This window comes from Geobacter sp. AOG2, from assembly GCF_019972295.1.
GTDB lineage: Bacteria > Desulfobacterota > Desulfuromonadia > Geobacterales > Pseudopelobacteraceae > Oryzomonas.
This window is the reverse complement of sequence record NZ_BLJA01000001.1, coordinates 3463946-3481008: the sequence shown is the minus strand read 5'-3', so window position 1 is coordinate 3481008 and position 17063 is coordinate 3463946. Positions and strand designations below refer to the sequence as shown.

The window sequence follows — 17063 nt, the reverse complement described above, 5'->3', positions numbered from 1 at the left end:
AATTTGCTTGCCTATGCTCACCCGCCGGAAGCCCGATTGCGTCAACGGACAATAGCGCCCGGTTTTATTACGTTTTCACCTGCCCCGCCCCCCATGGCCGCCCGGACATGCCCCTGAAAAAGCATTGCCGTGTGACTAAAGAGCCTGCACGATGCATGAATTTGCGGCATCGTGCCCTTTGCTATTGTGATATAATTACGCTATGCAAGGGAGGTGAATGATATGAACGCAATCGAATTCATGACACGTTTTGAAGAAGACGGTCTTCGTTTTTTTGAAACCCTCCGCGCCGAAAGCGGCGATGCGGAACGAAAAGAGCTGTTCGAAATCCTGGCAGACAACCAGAAACGCCATTTGGACTCCCTCGGAAAACTGAGCGAAAACCTGCACGGCATAGAGACCGATACCACGTTGGTTGACCGGGCCGGACAGGTGGTCAACGGTTTCCGGCGGACCCTTTACAGCCACGACATCATCAAGGAATTTAAGCAGGACACCGACGCCTTCGACCATATCGTGAAGGCCGAGGAGGAGGTCATAGAACTACTGGACGGGATGGCCAAGGCCGAAACCGAGGAGAATACCCGCGAGTTGCTGACATTGCTGGCGGAGGAGGAAAAACAGCACCTCAGCAGAATGGAGAATATCTACGAATTCATCGAAGCCCCCCGCAGCTTCCTGGAATGGGGCGAGTTTTCAAACCTGCAACCGCTATAAAACACAATGTGACGGAAGGAACGTGGGGCGTCTGTGAAAGACGCCCTATTTTTTTGAGGGTCACCTGAATCCGTGTCGCCGGAATGCCGTAGCGTCCGGAAGGGCCGGGGCCCGCACGCCGCCATGTCGCGACAGCTCACTCACCCGGCTGGTCCTCCGCCTGACGGTCGTACACCCTTTGAGTGCAAGGGCAGAGGCCTTCCCGACGAGCGGAGGCAGGGAGGCGTCGCGGACTCAGGTGTCATGTCAATGGGCGTGGCCGTGATGGTGGTGGGTTGCGTGGTTCAGATCCTTGATGATCGGCCGGGTCTGACAGGCGCTGCATTCCACTTGCAGGGTGGTATGGGTGATGTGGTAGCGGTCCAGAAGCATGTGTTCCACCTCGTGGATCACATCGGCCTGTTGCCACTTGAAGTCGTCGCGCACGTCCAGGTGGGCCGAGAGGGCCACGATATGGGAACAGATGGACCAGACGTTGAGGTGGTGGATATCCTGCACTCCCGGCACGCTACGGATGCTCCCGGCGATCTCGCTCACCTGCAACCCGCGGGGCACCCCCTCCAGCAGGATATGGGTCGATTCCCGCAATACCCGCCACGCTCCGAAAAAGACCACGCAGCCGATGCCGATGGAGATGAGCGCGTCGAGCACATACCAGTGGGAAACGTACATGACCACCCCGCCGACGATGACGCCCACCGAGGCGGCCGCGTCGCCGATGACGTGGAGGAAGGCGCTGTGCACGTTGAGATCGTCATGGGAATGCTGGTGGAGGGCCGAGGCGGCGATCAGGTTCATGATCAGGCCGATTACCGCGATGACGAACATGGGGAGGCTGTTGACCGGCTCCGGGTGCAGCAGACGCCCGGCCGCCTCGTAGAGGATGCCGAAGGCGATCAGGAAGATCGATACTCCGTTGATGAAGGAGGCGAAGACCTCGGCCCGGTGCCAGCCGAAGGTTCGGGTCTCGGACGAGGGGAGCCCGGCCAGCTTGATGGCGCCCAGGGAGAGCAAGAGGGCGAACAGGTCCAGGAACACATGGGCGGCATCGGACAACAGGGCCAGGGAGTTGGTCCAGATGCCACCAACGACCTCGGCCACCAGGGTGACCAGCGTGAGCACGATGGCGTAGCGGAACCGGGTGGCGATGCTTTTGTCGGGATTGTGCGGGGTCATGGTAACTCCACCATACCACAGGAACGGGCGAAATTCAAAAGCTACGGCGGCGCCACGAAACCCGCGGCGGCTTCATCCATGCCTTCGGCGCTCACGGAGTGCCCTCATCGGCAGACCCCTCGCAGGCAGAGTGGAGCGTTACCGGCACGCCCCGGCGAAGCCGCAGGTTGAGCATCTCCACCGCTACCGAGAAGCCCATGGCGAAATAGATGTATCCCTTGGGCAGGTGCATGTCCAGGCCGTCGCCGATCAGCGCCACGCCGATCAGGATCAGGAAGCTGAGCGCCAGCATCTTGATGGTGGGGTGACGTTCCACAAAGGCGCTGATCTTTCCCGAAAAGAGCATCATGAACCCGACCGCGACAACCACCGCCGCAACCATGACCGCCAGTTTGTTGGCCATGCCCAGGGCCGTGATGATCGAGTCGAGGGAAAAGACCACATCGAGCATCAGGATCTGGATAATGACGCCGCCGAAGGTGGTTCCGGGGCAGCCCGAGGCGGCATGCCCCTCCCCCCCTTCCAGCTTTCCGTGGATCTCCATGGTGCTCTTGGCCAGAAGGAACAGGCCGCCGGCGATCAGGATCAGGTCGCGGCCCGAGATCTCGTTGCCCAGCAGCGAAAAGAACGGCTTGGTGAGCCCCATGAGCCAGGTCAGGGAAAACAGAAGGCCGATCCTGATGAACATGGCCAGCCCCAGCCCCACAATCCTGGCCCGCTCCTGCTGATGGGCGGGCAGTTTGCCGGCAAGGATGGAGATAAAGATGATATTGTCGATGCCGAGCACGATCTCCAGTGCGGTCAGCGTAGCCAGGGCCAGCCAGACCTGGGGGTCCGTGAGCCACTCCATTGATGCTTCCTCCTTGTGAGATTACCTAGTCAAGACACACTTTGCGCCTTCGGGCGCTCCACAGGTCCATTGCTTCCCGCATGATATCGGAAACATTCTTGGACGTCGCCTTTACGAGGCGTTCCAGCGCTTTTCTCTCCTCATCCGTGATCCTCAGGGAGATCACGTTGCCCAGCGCGACCTTGCTCTTTTTGGGTTTGCGCGGTTCCCGCGCATAATTCCTAACGAAACGCGGCATGGACGTATTCCTCCTTTGCGGGTTTATAGCGACCAACCATGGATTCGAGCCGGGCGATGCGCTCCTCCATGGGGGGATGGGTGGAGAAGAGGGACATCAGCCCCCCGCCGGTCAGCGGGTTGACGATGAAGAGATGGGCCGAGGCGGGGCGGGCCGTCTCCAAGGGGATCATCTGCGATGCGTTGTGCAGTTTGCGCAGGGCGTTGGCCAGGGCCAGCGGCTTGCCGCAGATCTCCACCCCCGATGCGTCCGCAAGGTATTCGCGGGAACGGGAGACCGCCATCTGGATGAGCATGGCGGCGATGGGCGCGATGATGGCCATGGCCAGGGAGCCGATCAGGCCGCCGGCACCGCCCTCTTCGTCATCGTGGCGGCCTGCGCCGAACAGGGCGCCCCACTGGAGCATGTTGCCCAGCATGGAGATGGCCCCGGCAAAGGTGGCGGCAATGGTCGAGACGAGGATGTCCCGGTTTTTCACATGGGCCAATTCATGGGCCATAACCCCTTCCAACTCCTCGGGGGTCAGGATCTTCAGGATACCTTCCGTGGCGGCCACGGCGGCGTGACCGGGATTGCGGCCGGTGGCGAAGGCGTTGGGGCTGTCCGAGGGGATGATGTAGACCCGCGGCATGGGCAGGCCCGCCCGGCGGGCCAGACGTTCCACCACGCCATGGAAGGAGGGGTTGTCGCTCGCGGAAATCTCCCGGGCGCCGTACATGGCCAGGACGATCCGGTCAGAAAACCAGTAGGAAGCGAAGTTCATGACGACGGCCATGGCAAAAGCGGCCACCATGCCGGTCTTGCCGCCCATGGCGCTGCCCATGGCGACCATCAGCAGGGTCAGCAGGGTGAGAAGCAGGGTTGTTTTGAAACGGTTCAACATGATTGTGGTACCTCCGACGATTGAGTTGTCGCCGGGGGTAATAAAAAAGACCTTTATCCCCGGCGTGAAACGCCTGGATAAAGGTCTTGCTGTCGAATCTCATCGTCCCCAGCCCGGGTCTTGCGACCGTATTGACGGGCCTGGGGCCGGCCATGTCTCCGGCCGGTAGCTACTCCCCTTTATGCTGGTATCACTATACGCAAGCTCCGGGGACTTTGTCAAGCAGATTGCGTCTACCTCCCCCCGCCGTAGCTGTGGAGGCCGGACAGGAACAGATTGACCCCCAGGTAGCAGAAGATGGTGGCGGCAAAACCGATGATGGAGAGCCAGGCCGCCTTTTTCCCGACCCAACCTCTGGTGAAGCGGGCGTGGAGGAAGGCTGCGTACACGAACCAGACGATCAGGGACCAGGTTTCCTTGGGGTCCCAGCTCCAGTAGGTGCCCCAGGCGTAGTTGGCCCAGGCCGCGCCGGTGATGATCCCCAGGGTCAGGAGCGGAAAGCCGACCATGATGGCCCGGTAGTTCAGATCGTCCAGGACCCTGATGGGGGGAAAGAGGGCCATGAGGCCCGAAGAGGCGTCGGCCCGTTCTTCGCCGCCCGACTTGATCAGGTACATGATGGAGATGCCGCAGGCCACGGCGAAGGCCGCGTAGCCCAAGAAGCAGGTGACGACGTGGTACAGGAGCCAGTTGCTCTGGAGCGCCGGGACCAGCGGTTCGATGCCGCTGTGCAGCCCGAGCTGGGCCCAGGCCATGCCCAACAGGGCAAACGGCATGACAAAGGCGCCGATGACCCGGTATTTGTACTTGAGATCGAGCAGGGCAAAGATCAGCACGATGGTCCAGGAGAAGAAGACCACCGACTCGTACAGATTGGACAGGGGGGCGTGCCCGAACCCCAGGTCGTAGGACTCCTTCCAGCGCAGCAGGATCGCCCCGCTCTGGGCCGCAAGACCGGCATAGGCGGTCACGATGCCGGCCGTGCCGAGCGCCGCGGCGCGGCTGGCGAGAAAGGCGAAGAACAGCAGCATGGAGACGAGATAGGCAAAGGTGGTGACATTGAACAGAAGTGAGCTTGTCATTATCTTTTCTCCCCCGAGCATTCCGTTTTGAGTTTTTGGGCCAGTTGTTCGAAGACCTGCTGGAAGGCCGCCTGGTTCTTGCTGGCGTTGCCGCCCATGGTGACGGTCCCCTGCTGAATCCGCACCCAGACGCGGCGGTGGGACAGGAAGAATGCGGCAAAGATGCCTACCACCATGAGCAGGCAGCCGAGCCAGACAATCCCGACACCCGGGTCCTTCGCCACCTGCAGGCCGGTGTACATCCGTTTTTCTTCGCCCTTGAAGTAGAAGACCGGACCCTTGCCGTGCTCCTTGGCATGGGCGAGGTTCAACTCGGGGTGATTGGCGTAGACGACCACCCGCTCCGAACGGCCATCGGAGGTGTGAATCTCCAGGTGAGCCGCCGGGCCGGAGAGGCCGGGGGAATAGGGGGCGATGTCCGGGGTGGTCTCAAGCACATGCATGCTGCTGCCGTCTGGCAAGGTCACCGAGCCGTCGGCGGGCACCGTCACCGGGACGGCGTTCTTGCCGTCCAGGTCGGTGACCAGAAAACGGCATTCTCCGGCATTACCGTAACTGGACTGGTAAAAGGTGATCCCCTTGTAGGTCAGCGGATCGTTGACGATGACCGACTTGTGCTCGTAACCCGGCACCGGCTTGCCGTTCTCCAGCACGGTCAGGACGCTCTTGAACTCCTTGGGTGCGCCGCTGTCGTACAGGGAGACGCTGAACTTCTCGCAACGCACCGAGAAGCCGAGGGGGATATCCTTGCCCGAGCGGGTCGTCACCTTGGAGATGCTGTCGCCCTCCATGATATTGACGAAGCCCTTATAGCCGAAGAACGAGCCCACGATGGCGCCGATAAAGATGACGATGACGCTCAGATGGACGAAGTAGACCGAAAGGCGGCACCAGGGGGTTTTCTGGGCGAACAGGTGCCGGGCGCCGTCACGCTCCGTCGCCACCGGCGCGGCGAACTCGGCCGCAAGAAAGGCCGCCACCTGCTCCTGAAGTTTCTCCGGGGCGCCGTGAGCCTTGAAGGAGACCACGTTGGCAAGCGACCTCTCCAGCCCGTTGTCCAGTATCGTCACCGGCCGGGTGATGATCTTCCAGATGTGGGGCAGGCGCTTGATGGAACAGGCGACCAGATTGACCGTCAGCAGGTAGAGCAGCAGGATGAACCACCAGGAATGATACATGTCGAAGAAGCCCAGTGCCTGGTACAGCTTGAATTTAAAGGGGCTTATCTGCTGCAGATACTCCTGGGGCGGCGGGCCCTGAGGGACGATCGTCCCGATGATCGAGGTGATCGCCAGGGTGATGAGCAGGAACATGGTAAGCGTCAGGGAACAGAAAAAATTCCATAGTGAGTTCAGAAAACCACGCTGATTGGTTGTCACGTTGACATACTCCTTTATTGTATATCCTCTGCCGCGGACGCCACAAGGTGAACGCAACGGAGGAATTTCGTGATGTAAGCGATAGCTGCACGGGATGGAATGCGGAAGCGGGGTGCAGCATCCCGATGGATGGCCGGATCAGGCGGTATGGTTCTGCGGAGGTACGAAGATGGGAAGATAGACCTGGGGTAGTTCCTCGAGGATTTCAGGGCTGCTTTGGAACGTGACCATGGGTGAATAGGTGATGGTGACGCGCTGGCCAAAAGGGGCGTGACAGGGGCAACAACAGGCGCTTTCGCAGCAATCGCCGTGCGGCGCGCCCGAACAGGGGCACGAACCGCACGGTGCATCGTCGGCGACCTGCACGACCAGCGTCCCGGCAGCGCAGGGCTCAGGGGCGTCGCAGTGGGCCAGAGCCCGGGCCGGCAAGAGCAGATACAGGGCCATCACGATGATGGCGAATGGATAATAGACAGGGTGACGCATGACTGGTTCACTTCGTATAGAATTCAGGCGCTCCTGTCAACGATTAATCGTCGGCGGTACAGCAGGCCTTGTTGATGCACATCCCCAGATGAAGAATATTCCACACCTCTGACGGATATTCTTCATACGCAAAATACATTCCACCGGCAGCCATTGCACTATTTACAAATAATTCAAGCATGTTAAACGACGCAACGCCACTGGCATGCTCTTTGAAACCGGCAAAATACCGTGGGGCGACCGGTGAAATAGCCGCATACTTCCGGATGGAGCGAATATGAAAAACAGCATCATAAATACGACCCTCATCTTGACCGCCATACTGTTCCTTGCGGCCCTGGCGGTACGTGTCAGGACCGGGGCAACCGCCGACTCGGTGGCCGTCCTGAAGACGGCGGGCATGACCTGCGGAAGCTGCGCAGACAAGATCTGTGAAGTGTTGCAGGGTGTCCGGGGGGTTGCCTCGACCCAGGTGGACCTGGACGGCGGGCGGGTCATCGTCGGGTACGACACCAAAGCGGTCAAACCGGAGATATTGGCGGAGAATGTTAAAAAGGCCGGATTCGACAGCACCGTGCAGCAGGTGGTGACGCCGGATCGATACCGGCAGATGACCGGCAAGGATTTCGGCACGGCTGGCGCAGCCCGGTCAGGCGGTTGCATCTGGTGCGAATCGGGTACGAAACCCGAATAGATGCACTGTCTGCGTCGACAGGCTCTCATATCCGAGTTTACCAACTCTGTCGCGGCAGCGAGAAGGACATCGAAAAACCGCGCAAGGCAGGTTGCGGGTAAACCAAAACTCCTTCCGATTTTCCCCGTATCTCCGCGGACTCCGCGAGAAACGGATTCCGGTTTAATTTTCCCCAAGGTTGCGCTATATAGGTACCCATGAAATCAACCATCCTGCGCATCGGCCTTTTGGGCCTCTCCATCCTTGGCATCAGCCTGCTCCACTACCTGACCCCGCTGCACCTCCACTATCTGCACGACATCTTTCAGCGGTTCTACTACCTGCCGATCATCCTGGCCGCGCTCTGGTTCGGTTTCCGGGGCGGCTTGCTCTGTTCCCTGACGGTCAGTCTGGTGTACGCGCCTCACATCCTCTTCCAGTGGGGCGGCGGTCTGACCCTGGAGATGGAGAAGTACCTGGAGATCGTCATGTATAATGTGGTGGGAGGCGTCACGGGGCTCCTGGCGCAGCGGGAGCGCACCCGAAGCCTGGAACTCCAGCGGACCGCCCGAGGGCTGGAGGAATCCTACAACAAGCTGCAAGCCCAGTCGCAGCGGATCATGACCGTCGAGGAGCAGTTGCGCCGGGCGGAGCGGCTCTCCACCATGGGGGAGATGGCGGCGGTGCTGGCTCACGAGATCAGGAACCCCCTGGGCTCCATCCGCGGCACGGCCGAGATCCTGCGGGACGACTACCGGCCCGGCGACCCCAAGCACGAGTTCATCGAGATCCAGATCAAGGAGACCGAGCGGCTGAACCGGGTGGTGGAGGAATTCCTGCGCATGGCCCGCCCCCAACCGGCGGAGATGCGGCACTGTTCCCTGCGGGAAGAGCTGGAGACCATCGCCACCCTCGCCGCCAACGATGCCAGAGCCCGCAAGATCAAGCTCACCCTGGAGCCGCCCGCCGCCGATATCTTCGTCAACGCCGACGGCGAAAAGCTGCGCCAGGCCTTCCTGAATATCGTCATCAACGCCCTGCAGGCCACGCCGGAGGGGGGCACCATTACCATCGCCACCCAAAAGACGGACTCCCTGTACGAGATCCGCTTCAGCGACAGCGGTCCGGGGATAGCGGCCAGTGCCCTGGCCCGAGTCTTCGAGCCGTTCTTCACCACCAAGCCGGACGGCACCGGTCTGGGCCTGGCCATAACGAAAAAGATCATCGAGGCCCATGGCGGCATGCTGGAGATGGAGAGCGAGGTTGGTAAAGGGACGACGGTTATTGTCAGGCTGCCGGCGATGTAGAGGTTGCATTCAATGATGGACTGCGTAAAATAGTGGATAGACAGAGTAACGGGAGGTTGGAATGCTAGCCTACAAACAATACGTAACCATCAAGGATCCTGCCAAAGTTGAACTCAACGGCCTCCCTTTCCGGGCCGGTCAGCGGGTGGAGGTTGTGATGATCGCCGAAAACGACGACCAAGCCACACGGAGTGAAGAGTTGCGGGCACTCTTTCGCGCAACCCAAGCCCTCCCACAAGCGCAGGCCATCACGGACGAGACGATTGCAGAAGAGGTCGAGTCATACCGAGTTGGACGATGAGGGCCGTATTTAACAATCTGGTATGCGCACGAATTCTCGAAACCGGGATGCCCCAACCATGAAACCCAAAATCCTCATCATCGACGACGACACCTCGCTCCGGCGGGTGCTGGAATACAACCTCCAGGAGGCCGGCTACCAGATAGTTGCCGCGGCCAGCGGCGAGGAGGGGTTGCGGCTGTTCGGGGAGGAAGCGCCCGCCCTGGTCATCACCGACATGAAGATGCCCGGCATGGACGGGCTCCAGGTGTTGAAGGCCGTCAAGGAGCGGTCGCCCGAGACCCTGGTGATGATCATCACCGCCTTCGGCACCGTGGATATCGCGGTGGAGGCCATGAAACTGGGGGCCTACGACTACATCACCAAGCCGTTCAACCGGGACGAACTCCGGCTGACCGTGGGCAAGGCCCTGCAATTCACCGGCCTGGCCGCCGAGAACAAGCGCCTGAAGAACCAACTTGCCGACCGTTCCGACTTCCGCACCATCGTGGGTGCCTCGCGGCAGATGGAGCGGGTCTTCGACATCGTCCGCAAGGTGGCCGACAGCGAGGCGGCGGTGCTGATCACCGGCGAATCGGGCACCGGCAAGGAGTTGGTGGCCCGCTCGATCCACGCCCACAGCGGACGCAGGGATGCGCCTTTCGTCGCCATCAACTGTGCCGCCATCCCCCGCGACCTTCTGGAGAGCGAGCTGTTCGGCCACGTCAAGGGGTCCTTCACCGGGGCGGTGAAGGACAAGACCGGCAGGTTCCAACTGGCCGAGGGGGGCACCCTGTTCCTGGACGAGGTTGGGGAGTTGCCCCTGGAATTGCAGCCCAAGCTGCTCCGGGCCTTGCAGGAGAAGGTCGTGGAGCCGGTGGGAGGGACCACGGCCCACAAGCTGGACGTGCGCCTGGTGGCCGCCACCAACCTGGACATGGAAAAAGCGCTGGGCGAGGGCACCTTCCGGGAAGACCTGTACTACCGGCTTTCGGTTATCCCGATCCACCTCCCCCCCCTGCGGGAACGGCCGGACGACATACCGCTCCTGCTCCGCTATTTCTGCGCCAAGCACGGCAGCCCCCAGGTCGGCTTCGACCGCCCGGCACTGGATACGCTGGTGAACTACGGCTGGCCCGGCAACGTACGGGAACTGGAGAACACGGTGGAACGCCTCCTGATCATGCGCAACGGGGATACCATCACGCACGAGGACCTGCCGGACAAGATCCGCTTCGGGAACGGCGCGCCATCCGGGGCAGCGGCGGTGATCAACCTCCCCCCCGATGGCTATTCCCTTGAACAGTTGGAGCACGAGGTGGTGGTGGCGGCCCTGGAGCGCAACCACTGGAATCAGACCGCCGCGGCCCGTTTTCTGCGCATCCCGCGCCATACCCTCATCTACCGCATGGAGAAATACGGCATCATCCCGCCGGAAAAATAGCCCTGGAAAAACTGAAACATCCGCCACAGAGACACGGAGACACAGAGGAAAAGCAGAGAGAAAACCAATACCTTTTGGGGTGAAATCAAAGGATTTTTCTTTCTCTCTCGCTTTTGCCTTTCTCTGTGAACCTCCGCGTCTCCGTGTCTCTGTGGCGGATTGTTTTACGCCCTACCCTCTGCTGTCGCTGGAGAATATACTCCCACCCCTGTAGGATATTCCACAACCTTTAACCGCCTCACTCGCTGTACATCGCAAACAACCGCTGTATAATCGGTATATTGCATCTTTGGCATACCCCTTGAAACAGATTGAAGCATGACCACGAAACAAACACCGAGGCTCCTTATGAAAACCCGCATCGCCCTTCTTGCCCTGCTCGCCACCGCCATGCTTCCGGCGGGCTTCAGCCGCGCCGGGGAGACCAAACCGGCGGAAAATCTCCCTGAACTGGTGAACACCGCCCTGGCGAACAACCCCGACCTGAAGTCCTCCGAAGCACGCTGGACGATGTTCAAAAACCGCATCGCCCAGGCAGGTTCCCTGGACGACCCAATGCTGATGCTCAAGATCCAGAACGGCGTGGTGAACGACCCCCTCAATTTCAGCAAGGAGGCCATGACCGGCAAGGTGATCGGGCTTTCCCAGCAGATTCCGTTCTGGGGCAAGCGGGGACTGAAGGAAGAGATGGCGCAGAAGGATGCCGAGTCGTACCGCTGGCAGGTTGAGGAACGGAAACTGGAACTGGCCCGCATGGTGAAGGAGACCTGGTATGAGATCTACTTCACCGACAAGTCCCTGGAGATTGTGGACAAAAATATCCACATACTCGACGATTTCATTACCATTGCCGAAACCAGGTACTCCGTCGGCCAGGGTACGCAGCAGGACGTTTTCAAGTCCCAGGTCGAGCGTTCCAAACTACTGGACATGAGGATCTCCCTGGAACAACAGCGCACGAGCCTTGAGGCGGCCCTCAACGCCCTGCTCGCGCGTCCGGCGGAAACCCCGGTGGGCAAAATCCCCGACTTCGAGATCAGGCCGGTGACCCTTTCGGCCGAGTCGTTGCGGAAGACGGCCAATGACAACCGCCCCATGATCAAGAGCCTGAAGGCGCTCATCGACAAGGGAGAAGCGGGACGCAAGCTGGCCCGAAAGGAGTCGTATCCCGATTTCAACGTCTCCATGGAATACATGCAGCGCGATCCGGCCATGGGCAGCGACGGGGCCGATATGTACAGCCTCGGCGTCACCTTCAACCTGCCGCTGCGGCGGGAGCGGCGCCACGCCATGGTGGCGGAAGCGAATTCCGCAACCAACATGGCCGGCCAGGACTTGAACAGCCTTAAAAACAGCATCGATGCCGGCATCTCCGACCTGATCGCAAAACTCGACAAGCGCCGCAAACTGGCGAACCTCTACAAGAGCGGCATCATCCCCCAGGCGGACCAGTCCCTGGAATCGGCGATCATCGGCTACAAGGTCGGCAAGGTGGATTTTCTGACCCTGCTGGACAGCCGGACCACCTTGTTCAATTACGAGCGGGACTATTACGAATCACTGGCCGAGTACCAGATACGGATGGCGCAGCTCGAGGCGATGGTCGGCGTGGAGTTGTCGAACAAATAGCTATCATGGCGGGGCGCCTCTTATAGGCGCCTATTACCGGGCAGACACGAACGTTAGCCCTACGGAGACAAAAAATGGCCCTGAACAAGAAGATTACCCTCCCCCTGACCCTTCTGGTACTTGCCATCGTCGTCGCCAGCTGGCTGTACAAAAGCGGCAAGCTGAACAAGGTGAACGGCTGGACCAAAAGCGACGGCACGGCCAAACAGGAGATGAGCGCCAAACCGCTGTACACCTGCCCCATGCACCCCTTCATCATCAAGGACAAGCCGGGGGTTTGCCCGATTTGCGGCATGGAGTTGATCAAGAAGATCAACGACGCCCAGGCCGCCACCACCCAGACCGCGGCGGAGAAGAAGCAGGCCGCGATGCTCGGCAATGTCTCCATTTCGCCGACCCAGCGGGTGATGGCCAACGTGGCCACGATGGAGGTGAGGCTGGAAGATATGAACAAGGAGATCAACGCCGTGGGCATCGTGCAGTACGACCAGACGCGCCAGGCCAAGGTAACGGCCTGGATCGCCGGACGCATCGACAAGCTCAACGTCAGCGAGGTCGGCGCCTACGTCGGCAAAAACAGGCCGGTGGCCGAAGTCTATTCTCCCGATCTCCTGTCGTCCCAGCAGGAATACCTGCTGGCGGTGAAGAGCCGCGGCCAGTTGAAGAACTCGCCGATCCCCGCCATCTCCCAGAACGGCGAGGGACTGGTGCAGTCGGCCAAGCAGCGCCTGATGCTGTACGGGGTCAAGGAGAGCCAGATAGCGGAACTGGAAAGGGCCGGCAAGCCCAACATCCGCCTGCCGATCTACACGCCCCTGTCGGGGGTGGTCATCGACAAGATGGTCCAGCAGGGGCAGTACGTCAATACCGGCGACGTGTTGTTCAATATCGCCGACCTCTCCAGGGTATGGGTCGAGGTCGAGGTCTACGAGAACGAATTCCCCAACATAAAGATCGGGCAGAGGGTGGAGATCCAGTCCCAGTCCTTCCCCGGCAAGCCCTTCAGCGGCAGGATCGCCTTCATCTATCCCTTCCTCGATCCCAAGACCAGGACGGTCAAGGCCCGGGTGGAGATGGCCAACCCCGGCATGAAGCTCAAACCCGACATGTTCGTGCGGGCGTCGATCAAGGTGGGGTTGGGCAAGGCCATCGTCGTGCCGGTCACGGCGGTGATGGATACGGGTAAGCGTCAGGTGGCCTGGGTCGAGACCTCTCCCGGCATGTTCGAACCGCGGGACGTGCAGTTGGGCCAGCGCACCGACGACCGGGTGCAGGTCATCTCCGGCCTCAAACCGGGGGACAAGGTGGCGGTCTCCGGTGCCTACCTGATCGACTCGGAGTCGCAGCTCAAGGGAAATGGCGGCGGCTCGGAAGCCATGCCCGGCATGAAGATGGACGACAAGAAACCGGCGCCAACGACACCGGCCCCGGCACCGGCAAAGAAGGATTCGCTGAAGATGGACGATATGAAGATGTGATTTGAATTCTATTTTGCCACGGAGCCACAGAGGCTCAGAGAAAAGCAGGAGTACGGCAAACAAAAGACAGCAATTCTAACGACGATTTACGCAAAAGATTTTTGTTTTTCTCTGTGATTCTCTGTGTCTCTGCGTCTCTGTGGCAGAAGATAAGGTTTTCTCCCCATGATCGAAAAAATCATCGAATACTCCGCCAGAAACCGCGTCATCGTCCTGATGATCTTTGCCCTGATCATAGCCTTAGGCGTCTGGTCGGTGTACAAGACCCCGGTGGACGCCATCCCGGACCTGTCCGACAACCAGGTGATCGTGTTCACCGACTACCCCGGCCGTTCGCCCCAGGTGGTGGAGGACCAGGTCACCTATCCCCTGGCGGTCAACCTGCAGGGGCTGCCCCAGGTCAAGGCGGTGCGCGCCTCGTCGGCCTTCGGCTTCTCCATGATCTACGTGATCTTCGAGGACAAGGCGGACATCTACTGGGCTCGAACCCGCGTTCTGGAGCGCCTCAACTACGCCGCCTCCCTGCTGCCCGCCGGCGTGGTGCCGACGCTTGGCCCGGACGGCACCGGGGTGGGACATGTGTTCTGGTACACCGTCGAGGGCAAGGGGTACGATCTGGAGCAGTTGCGCACCTTGCAGGACTGGTTCGTGCGCTACCAGTTGAACACCGTTCAGGGGGTGGCCGAGGTCGCTTCCATCGGCGGTTATGTCCGGGAATATCAGATCGATCTGGACCCCAACAAGCTGTTCGCCTACAACATGAAGATCGGCCAGGTGATGGAGGCGGTCAAGCGCTCCAACAACGACGTGGGGGGCAGGCTGATCGAGCAGGCCGACGCCGAATACCTGATACGCGGCCAGGGCTACGTGAAATCCGTGGCCGATCTGGAGAATATCGTGGTCGGGGCCGACATGCGCGGCACCCCGATCTACGTCAGAAACCTGGGCACGGTCCAGATGGGGGGCGCCATCCGGCGCGGCCTGCTGGACGAGAACGGCCAGGGAGAGGCCGTGGGCGGGATCGTGGTCATGCGCTACGGCGAAAACGCCAAGGACGTCATCGACCGGGTCAAGGAGAAGATCACCGCCCTTGAGAAGGGGCTCCCTCCGGGGGTGACGATCAAGGTCGCCTATGACCGCTCCGACCTGATCGAGCGGGCCATAGAGACCCTGAAAAGGGCCCTGACCGAGGAATCCATCGTGGTCTCTCTTGTGATCCTGGTATTCCTGCTCCATTTCCAGAGCGCCCTGGTGATCGTACTGACCCTCCCCATCGCGGTGCTGATCTCGTTCATCACCATGAAGTTGATGGGGGTCACCTCCAACATCATGTCCCTGGGAGGCATCGCCATAGCGATAGGCGTTCTTGTGGACGCCGGTGTCATCATGGTGGAGAACTGCTACCGCCACCTTTCCGAATTGCCCCCGGAGGAGAGGAAGGAGCGGCACCTGGAGGTGATCATTACCTCCGCCAAACAGGTGGGCCGGGCCATCTTCTTTTCCCTGGCCATCATCGTGCTCTCCTTTGTGCCGGTATTCCTGCTGGAAGGACAGGAGGGCAAGCTGTTCCATCCCCTGGCCTTCACCAAGACCTTCTCCATGATGGGCTCGGCCATGATCGCCATCACCCTGGTGCCGGTGCTGATGTACTACTTCATGCGCGGCAAGATGCCGCCCGAGAGCGCCAACCCGGTTTCCTCCTTCTTCATCCGGCTTTACTCGCCGGTCATCCGCTGGGTGCTGAAATGGAAGAAGACCACCATTGCCCTCAACCTGGTGGCGCTGGGGATCGCCATCCCCCTGTTCATGCACATGGGGAGCGAGTTCATGCCGCCTTTGGATGAAGGGTCGCTCCTCTACATGCCGGTCACCCTGCCCAACGTCTCCATCACCGAGGCCAAGCGCCTGATCCAGGTGCAGGACACCATCATCAAGAGCGTTCCCGAGGTGGAGAATGTCCTGGGCAAGGTCGGCCGCGCGGAGACCTCCACCGATCCGGCGCCGGTTTCCATGTTCGAGACCATCATCATCCTCAAGCCCAAGGACCAGTGGCGGCCGGGGGTGAAGAAGGCCGACATCGTGGCCGAACTGGACGCCAAGCTCCAGATCCCCGGCGTGCGCAACGGTTGGACCCAGCCGATCATCAACCGCATCAACATGCTCTCCACCGGGGTGCGCACCGACCTGGGGGTCAAGATCTTCGGCTCCGACCTGAACGTACTGAAAAGCCTGGCCGTGCAGGCCGAGGGGATACTGAAGACCGTGCCCGGTGCGGCGGACGTGGTGGCCGAGCGGGTCACCGGCGGCAACTACATCGATATCGACGTGGACCGGGAGGCGGCGGCCCGGTACGGCATCAGCGTGGGCGACATTCAGGACGTGATCGAGACCGCCTTGGGAGGGTCGGCACTTTCTACCACGGTTGAAGGAAGGAACCGCTTCCCGATCCGTATCCGCTACGAGCGTGATTACCGCGACAATATCCCGGCCATCCGCCAGATCCTGGTGGGGAGTGCCGACGGCGCCCAGGTGCCGCTGTCGCTGGTGACCAAGCTCAAGATTTCCACCGGTGCGCCGGAGATCAACAGCGAAGGGGGGCTGCTGCGCTCCATCGTCTTCCTCAACGTGCGCGGCCGCGATATGGGCGGCTTCGTCACCCAGGCCAAGGAGGTACTGGAAAAGCAGCTCAAGCTCCCCGCCGGCTACTACGTGGCCTGGTCCGGCCAGTGGGAGAACCAGGTGCGAGCCAAGGCCCGCCTGAAGATGCTGGTGCCGGCCGGCATGCTGATCATCTTCATCCTGCTCTACTTCACCTTCCACTCGGCCCTGGAGGCCAGCATGGTCATGCTCTCGGTCCCCTTTGCCCTGGTGGGCGGGGTTTACCTGGTGGCGGCCCTGGGGTACAACCTGTCGGTGGCGGTGTGGGTCGGCTTCATCGCCCTCTACGGCATCGCCGTGGAGACCGGGGTGGTGATGGTGATCTACCTGCACGAGGCCCTGGACCGGAAACTGATCAACGGTCCCTGCACGGAGCAGGACATCTACGACGCCACCTTCGAGGGCGCCGTGCTCCGCCTGCGGCCCAAGCTCATGACCGTGGCCGTGGCGCTTTTGGGCCTGGTGCCGATCATGTGGTCCACCGGCACCGGGGCCGACGTGATGAAACCGATCGCCGCCCCCATGATCGGCGGCATGATCTCCTCGGCAGTGCATGTGCTGATCATGACGCCGGTGATCTTCGTGCTGATGAAGAAGAGGGAGCTTCGGAAGGGGACACTCAAATACAGCGGTATGAAGCATTGAGATCAAAATCATAATCCGCCACGGAGACACGGAGACACGGAGAAAACCGGGAGCAGGCAAAACAGAAAAATTTAGATACTGATTTAACTCTTAGAGCATTTCTGGTTTTCTCTGTGTACCTCAGCGTCTCCGTGCCTC

At 60.7% G+C, this 17063-nt stretch carries 15 protein-coding genes; 8 read left to right on the top strand and 7 right to left on the bottom strand.

From position 1 onward, the window contains the following. Positions 1-222: 222 nt before the first annotated feature. A complete protein-coding gene (locus LDN12_RS15855) occupies positions 223-717 on the top strand; it encodes a ferritin family protein (protein ID WP_223923627.1) in 495 nt (164 codons plus the stop codon). A gap of 246 nt (positions 718-963) precedes the next feature. Here the strand turns inward: LDN12_RS15855 and LDN12_RS15850 are convergent, their stop codons facing one another. The 7 genes from LDN12_RS15850 to LDN12_RS15820 form a co-directional block, all read right to left on the bottom strand. Beyond that, positions 964-1893 (bottom strand): cation diffusion facilitator family transporter, encoded by a 930-nt coding sequence (locus LDN12_RS15850; protein ID WP_223923626.1) that lies wholly within the window; start codon positions 1891-1893, stop codon positions 964-966. A 91-nt stretch (positions 1894-1984) separates the two neighbouring features. Further along, complete coding sequence (locus LDN12_RS15845; RefSeq protein ID WP_223923625.1) at positions 1985-2743, bottom strand: TerC family protein; 759 nt, start codon at positions 2741-2743, stop codon at positions 1985-1987. 25 nt (positions 2744-2768) lie between these two features. Continuing rightward, positions 2769-2981, bottom strand: coding sequence for a ribbon-helix-helix protein, CopG family (locus LDN12_RS15840; RefSeq protein WP_223923624.1), 213 nt, complete (start codon positions 2979-2981; stop codon positions 2769-2771). Continuing rightward, positions 2965-3864, bottom strand: a complete 900-nt coding sequence (gene htpX / locus LDN12_RS15835) for a zinc metalloprotease HtpX (RefSeq protein ID WP_223923623.1) — start codon at positions 3862-3864, stop codon at positions 2965-2967. Before htpX ends, LDN12_RS15840 begins: the two co-directional genes overlap by 17 nt. A gap of 233 nt (positions 3865-4097) precedes the next feature. After that, positions 4098-4946, bottom strand: coding sequence for a c-type cytochrome biogenesis protein CcsB (gene ccsB, locus LDN12_RS15830; protein WP_223923622.1), 849 nt, complete (start codon positions 4944-4946; stop codon positions 4098-4100). Continuing rightward, positions 4946-6325: a cytochrome c biogenesis protein ResB gene (locus LDN12_RS15825; RefSeq protein ID WP_223923621.1), complete on the bottom strand. Its 1380-nt coding sequence runs from the start codon at positions 6323-6325 to the stop codon at positions 4946-4948. The genes ccsB and LDN12_RS15825 overlap by 1 nt, the downstream gene beginning before the upstream one ends. A 138-nt stretch (positions 6326-6463) precedes the next feature. Beyond that, complete coding sequence (locus tag LDN12_RS15820) at positions 6464-6811, bottom strand: hypothetical protein (protein WP_223923620.1); 348 nt, start codon at positions 6809-6811, stop codon at positions 6464-6466. Positions 6812-7088: 277 nt separating this feature from the next. Here LDN12_RS15820 and LDN12_RS15815 point away from each other — a divergent pair, with 277 nt between their 5' ends. From LDN12_RS15815 to LDN12_RS15785, 7 genes are all read left to right on the top strand, one after another. Further along, entirely contained in the window at positions 7089-7505 is a 417-nt protein-coding gene (locus LDN12_RS15815) for a heavy-metal-associated domain-containing protein (RefSeq protein WP_223923619.1), read from the top strand. 197 nt (positions 7506-7702) lie between these two features. Continuing rightward, a complete protein-coding gene (locus LDN12_RS15810; RefSeq protein ID WP_223923618.1) occupies positions 7703-8791 on the top strand; it encodes a nitrogen regulation protein NR(II) in 1089 nt (362 codons plus the stop codon). A gap of 61 nt (positions 8792-8852) precedes the next feature. Further along, positions 8853-9092 carry a hypothetical protein gene (locus LDN12_RS15805; protein WP_223923617.1) on the top strand — a complete coding sequence of 80 codons (240 nt, stop codon included), beginning with the start codon at positions 8853-8855 and terminating at the stop codon, positions 9090-9092. 58 nt (positions 9093-9150) lie between these two features. Next, positions 9151-10515 (top strand): sigma-54 dependent transcriptional regulator, encoded by a 1365-nt coding sequence (locus tag LDN12_RS15800; RefSeq protein ID WP_223923616.1) that lies wholly within the window; start codon positions 9151-9153, stop codon positions 10513-10515. Between the two features lie 348 nt (positions 10516-10863). After that, positions 10864-12144, top strand: a complete 1281-nt coding sequence (locus tag LDN12_RS15795) for a TolC family protein (protein ID WP_223923615.1) — start codon at positions 10864-10866, stop codon at positions 12142-12144. Between the two features lie 74 nt (positions 12145-12218). Further along, entirely contained in the window at positions 12219-13622 is a 1404-nt protein-coding gene (locus tag LDN12_RS15790; protein ID WP_223923614.1) for an efflux RND transporter periplasmic adaptor subunit, read from the top strand. 165 nt (positions 13623-13787) lie between these two features. Then, positions 13788-16925 (top strand): efflux RND transporter permease subunit, encoded by a 3138-nt coding sequence (locus tag LDN12_RS15785; protein ID WP_223923613.1) that lies wholly within the window; start codon positions 13788-13790, stop codon positions 16923-16925. Positions 16926-17063: the final 138 nt, after the last annotated feature.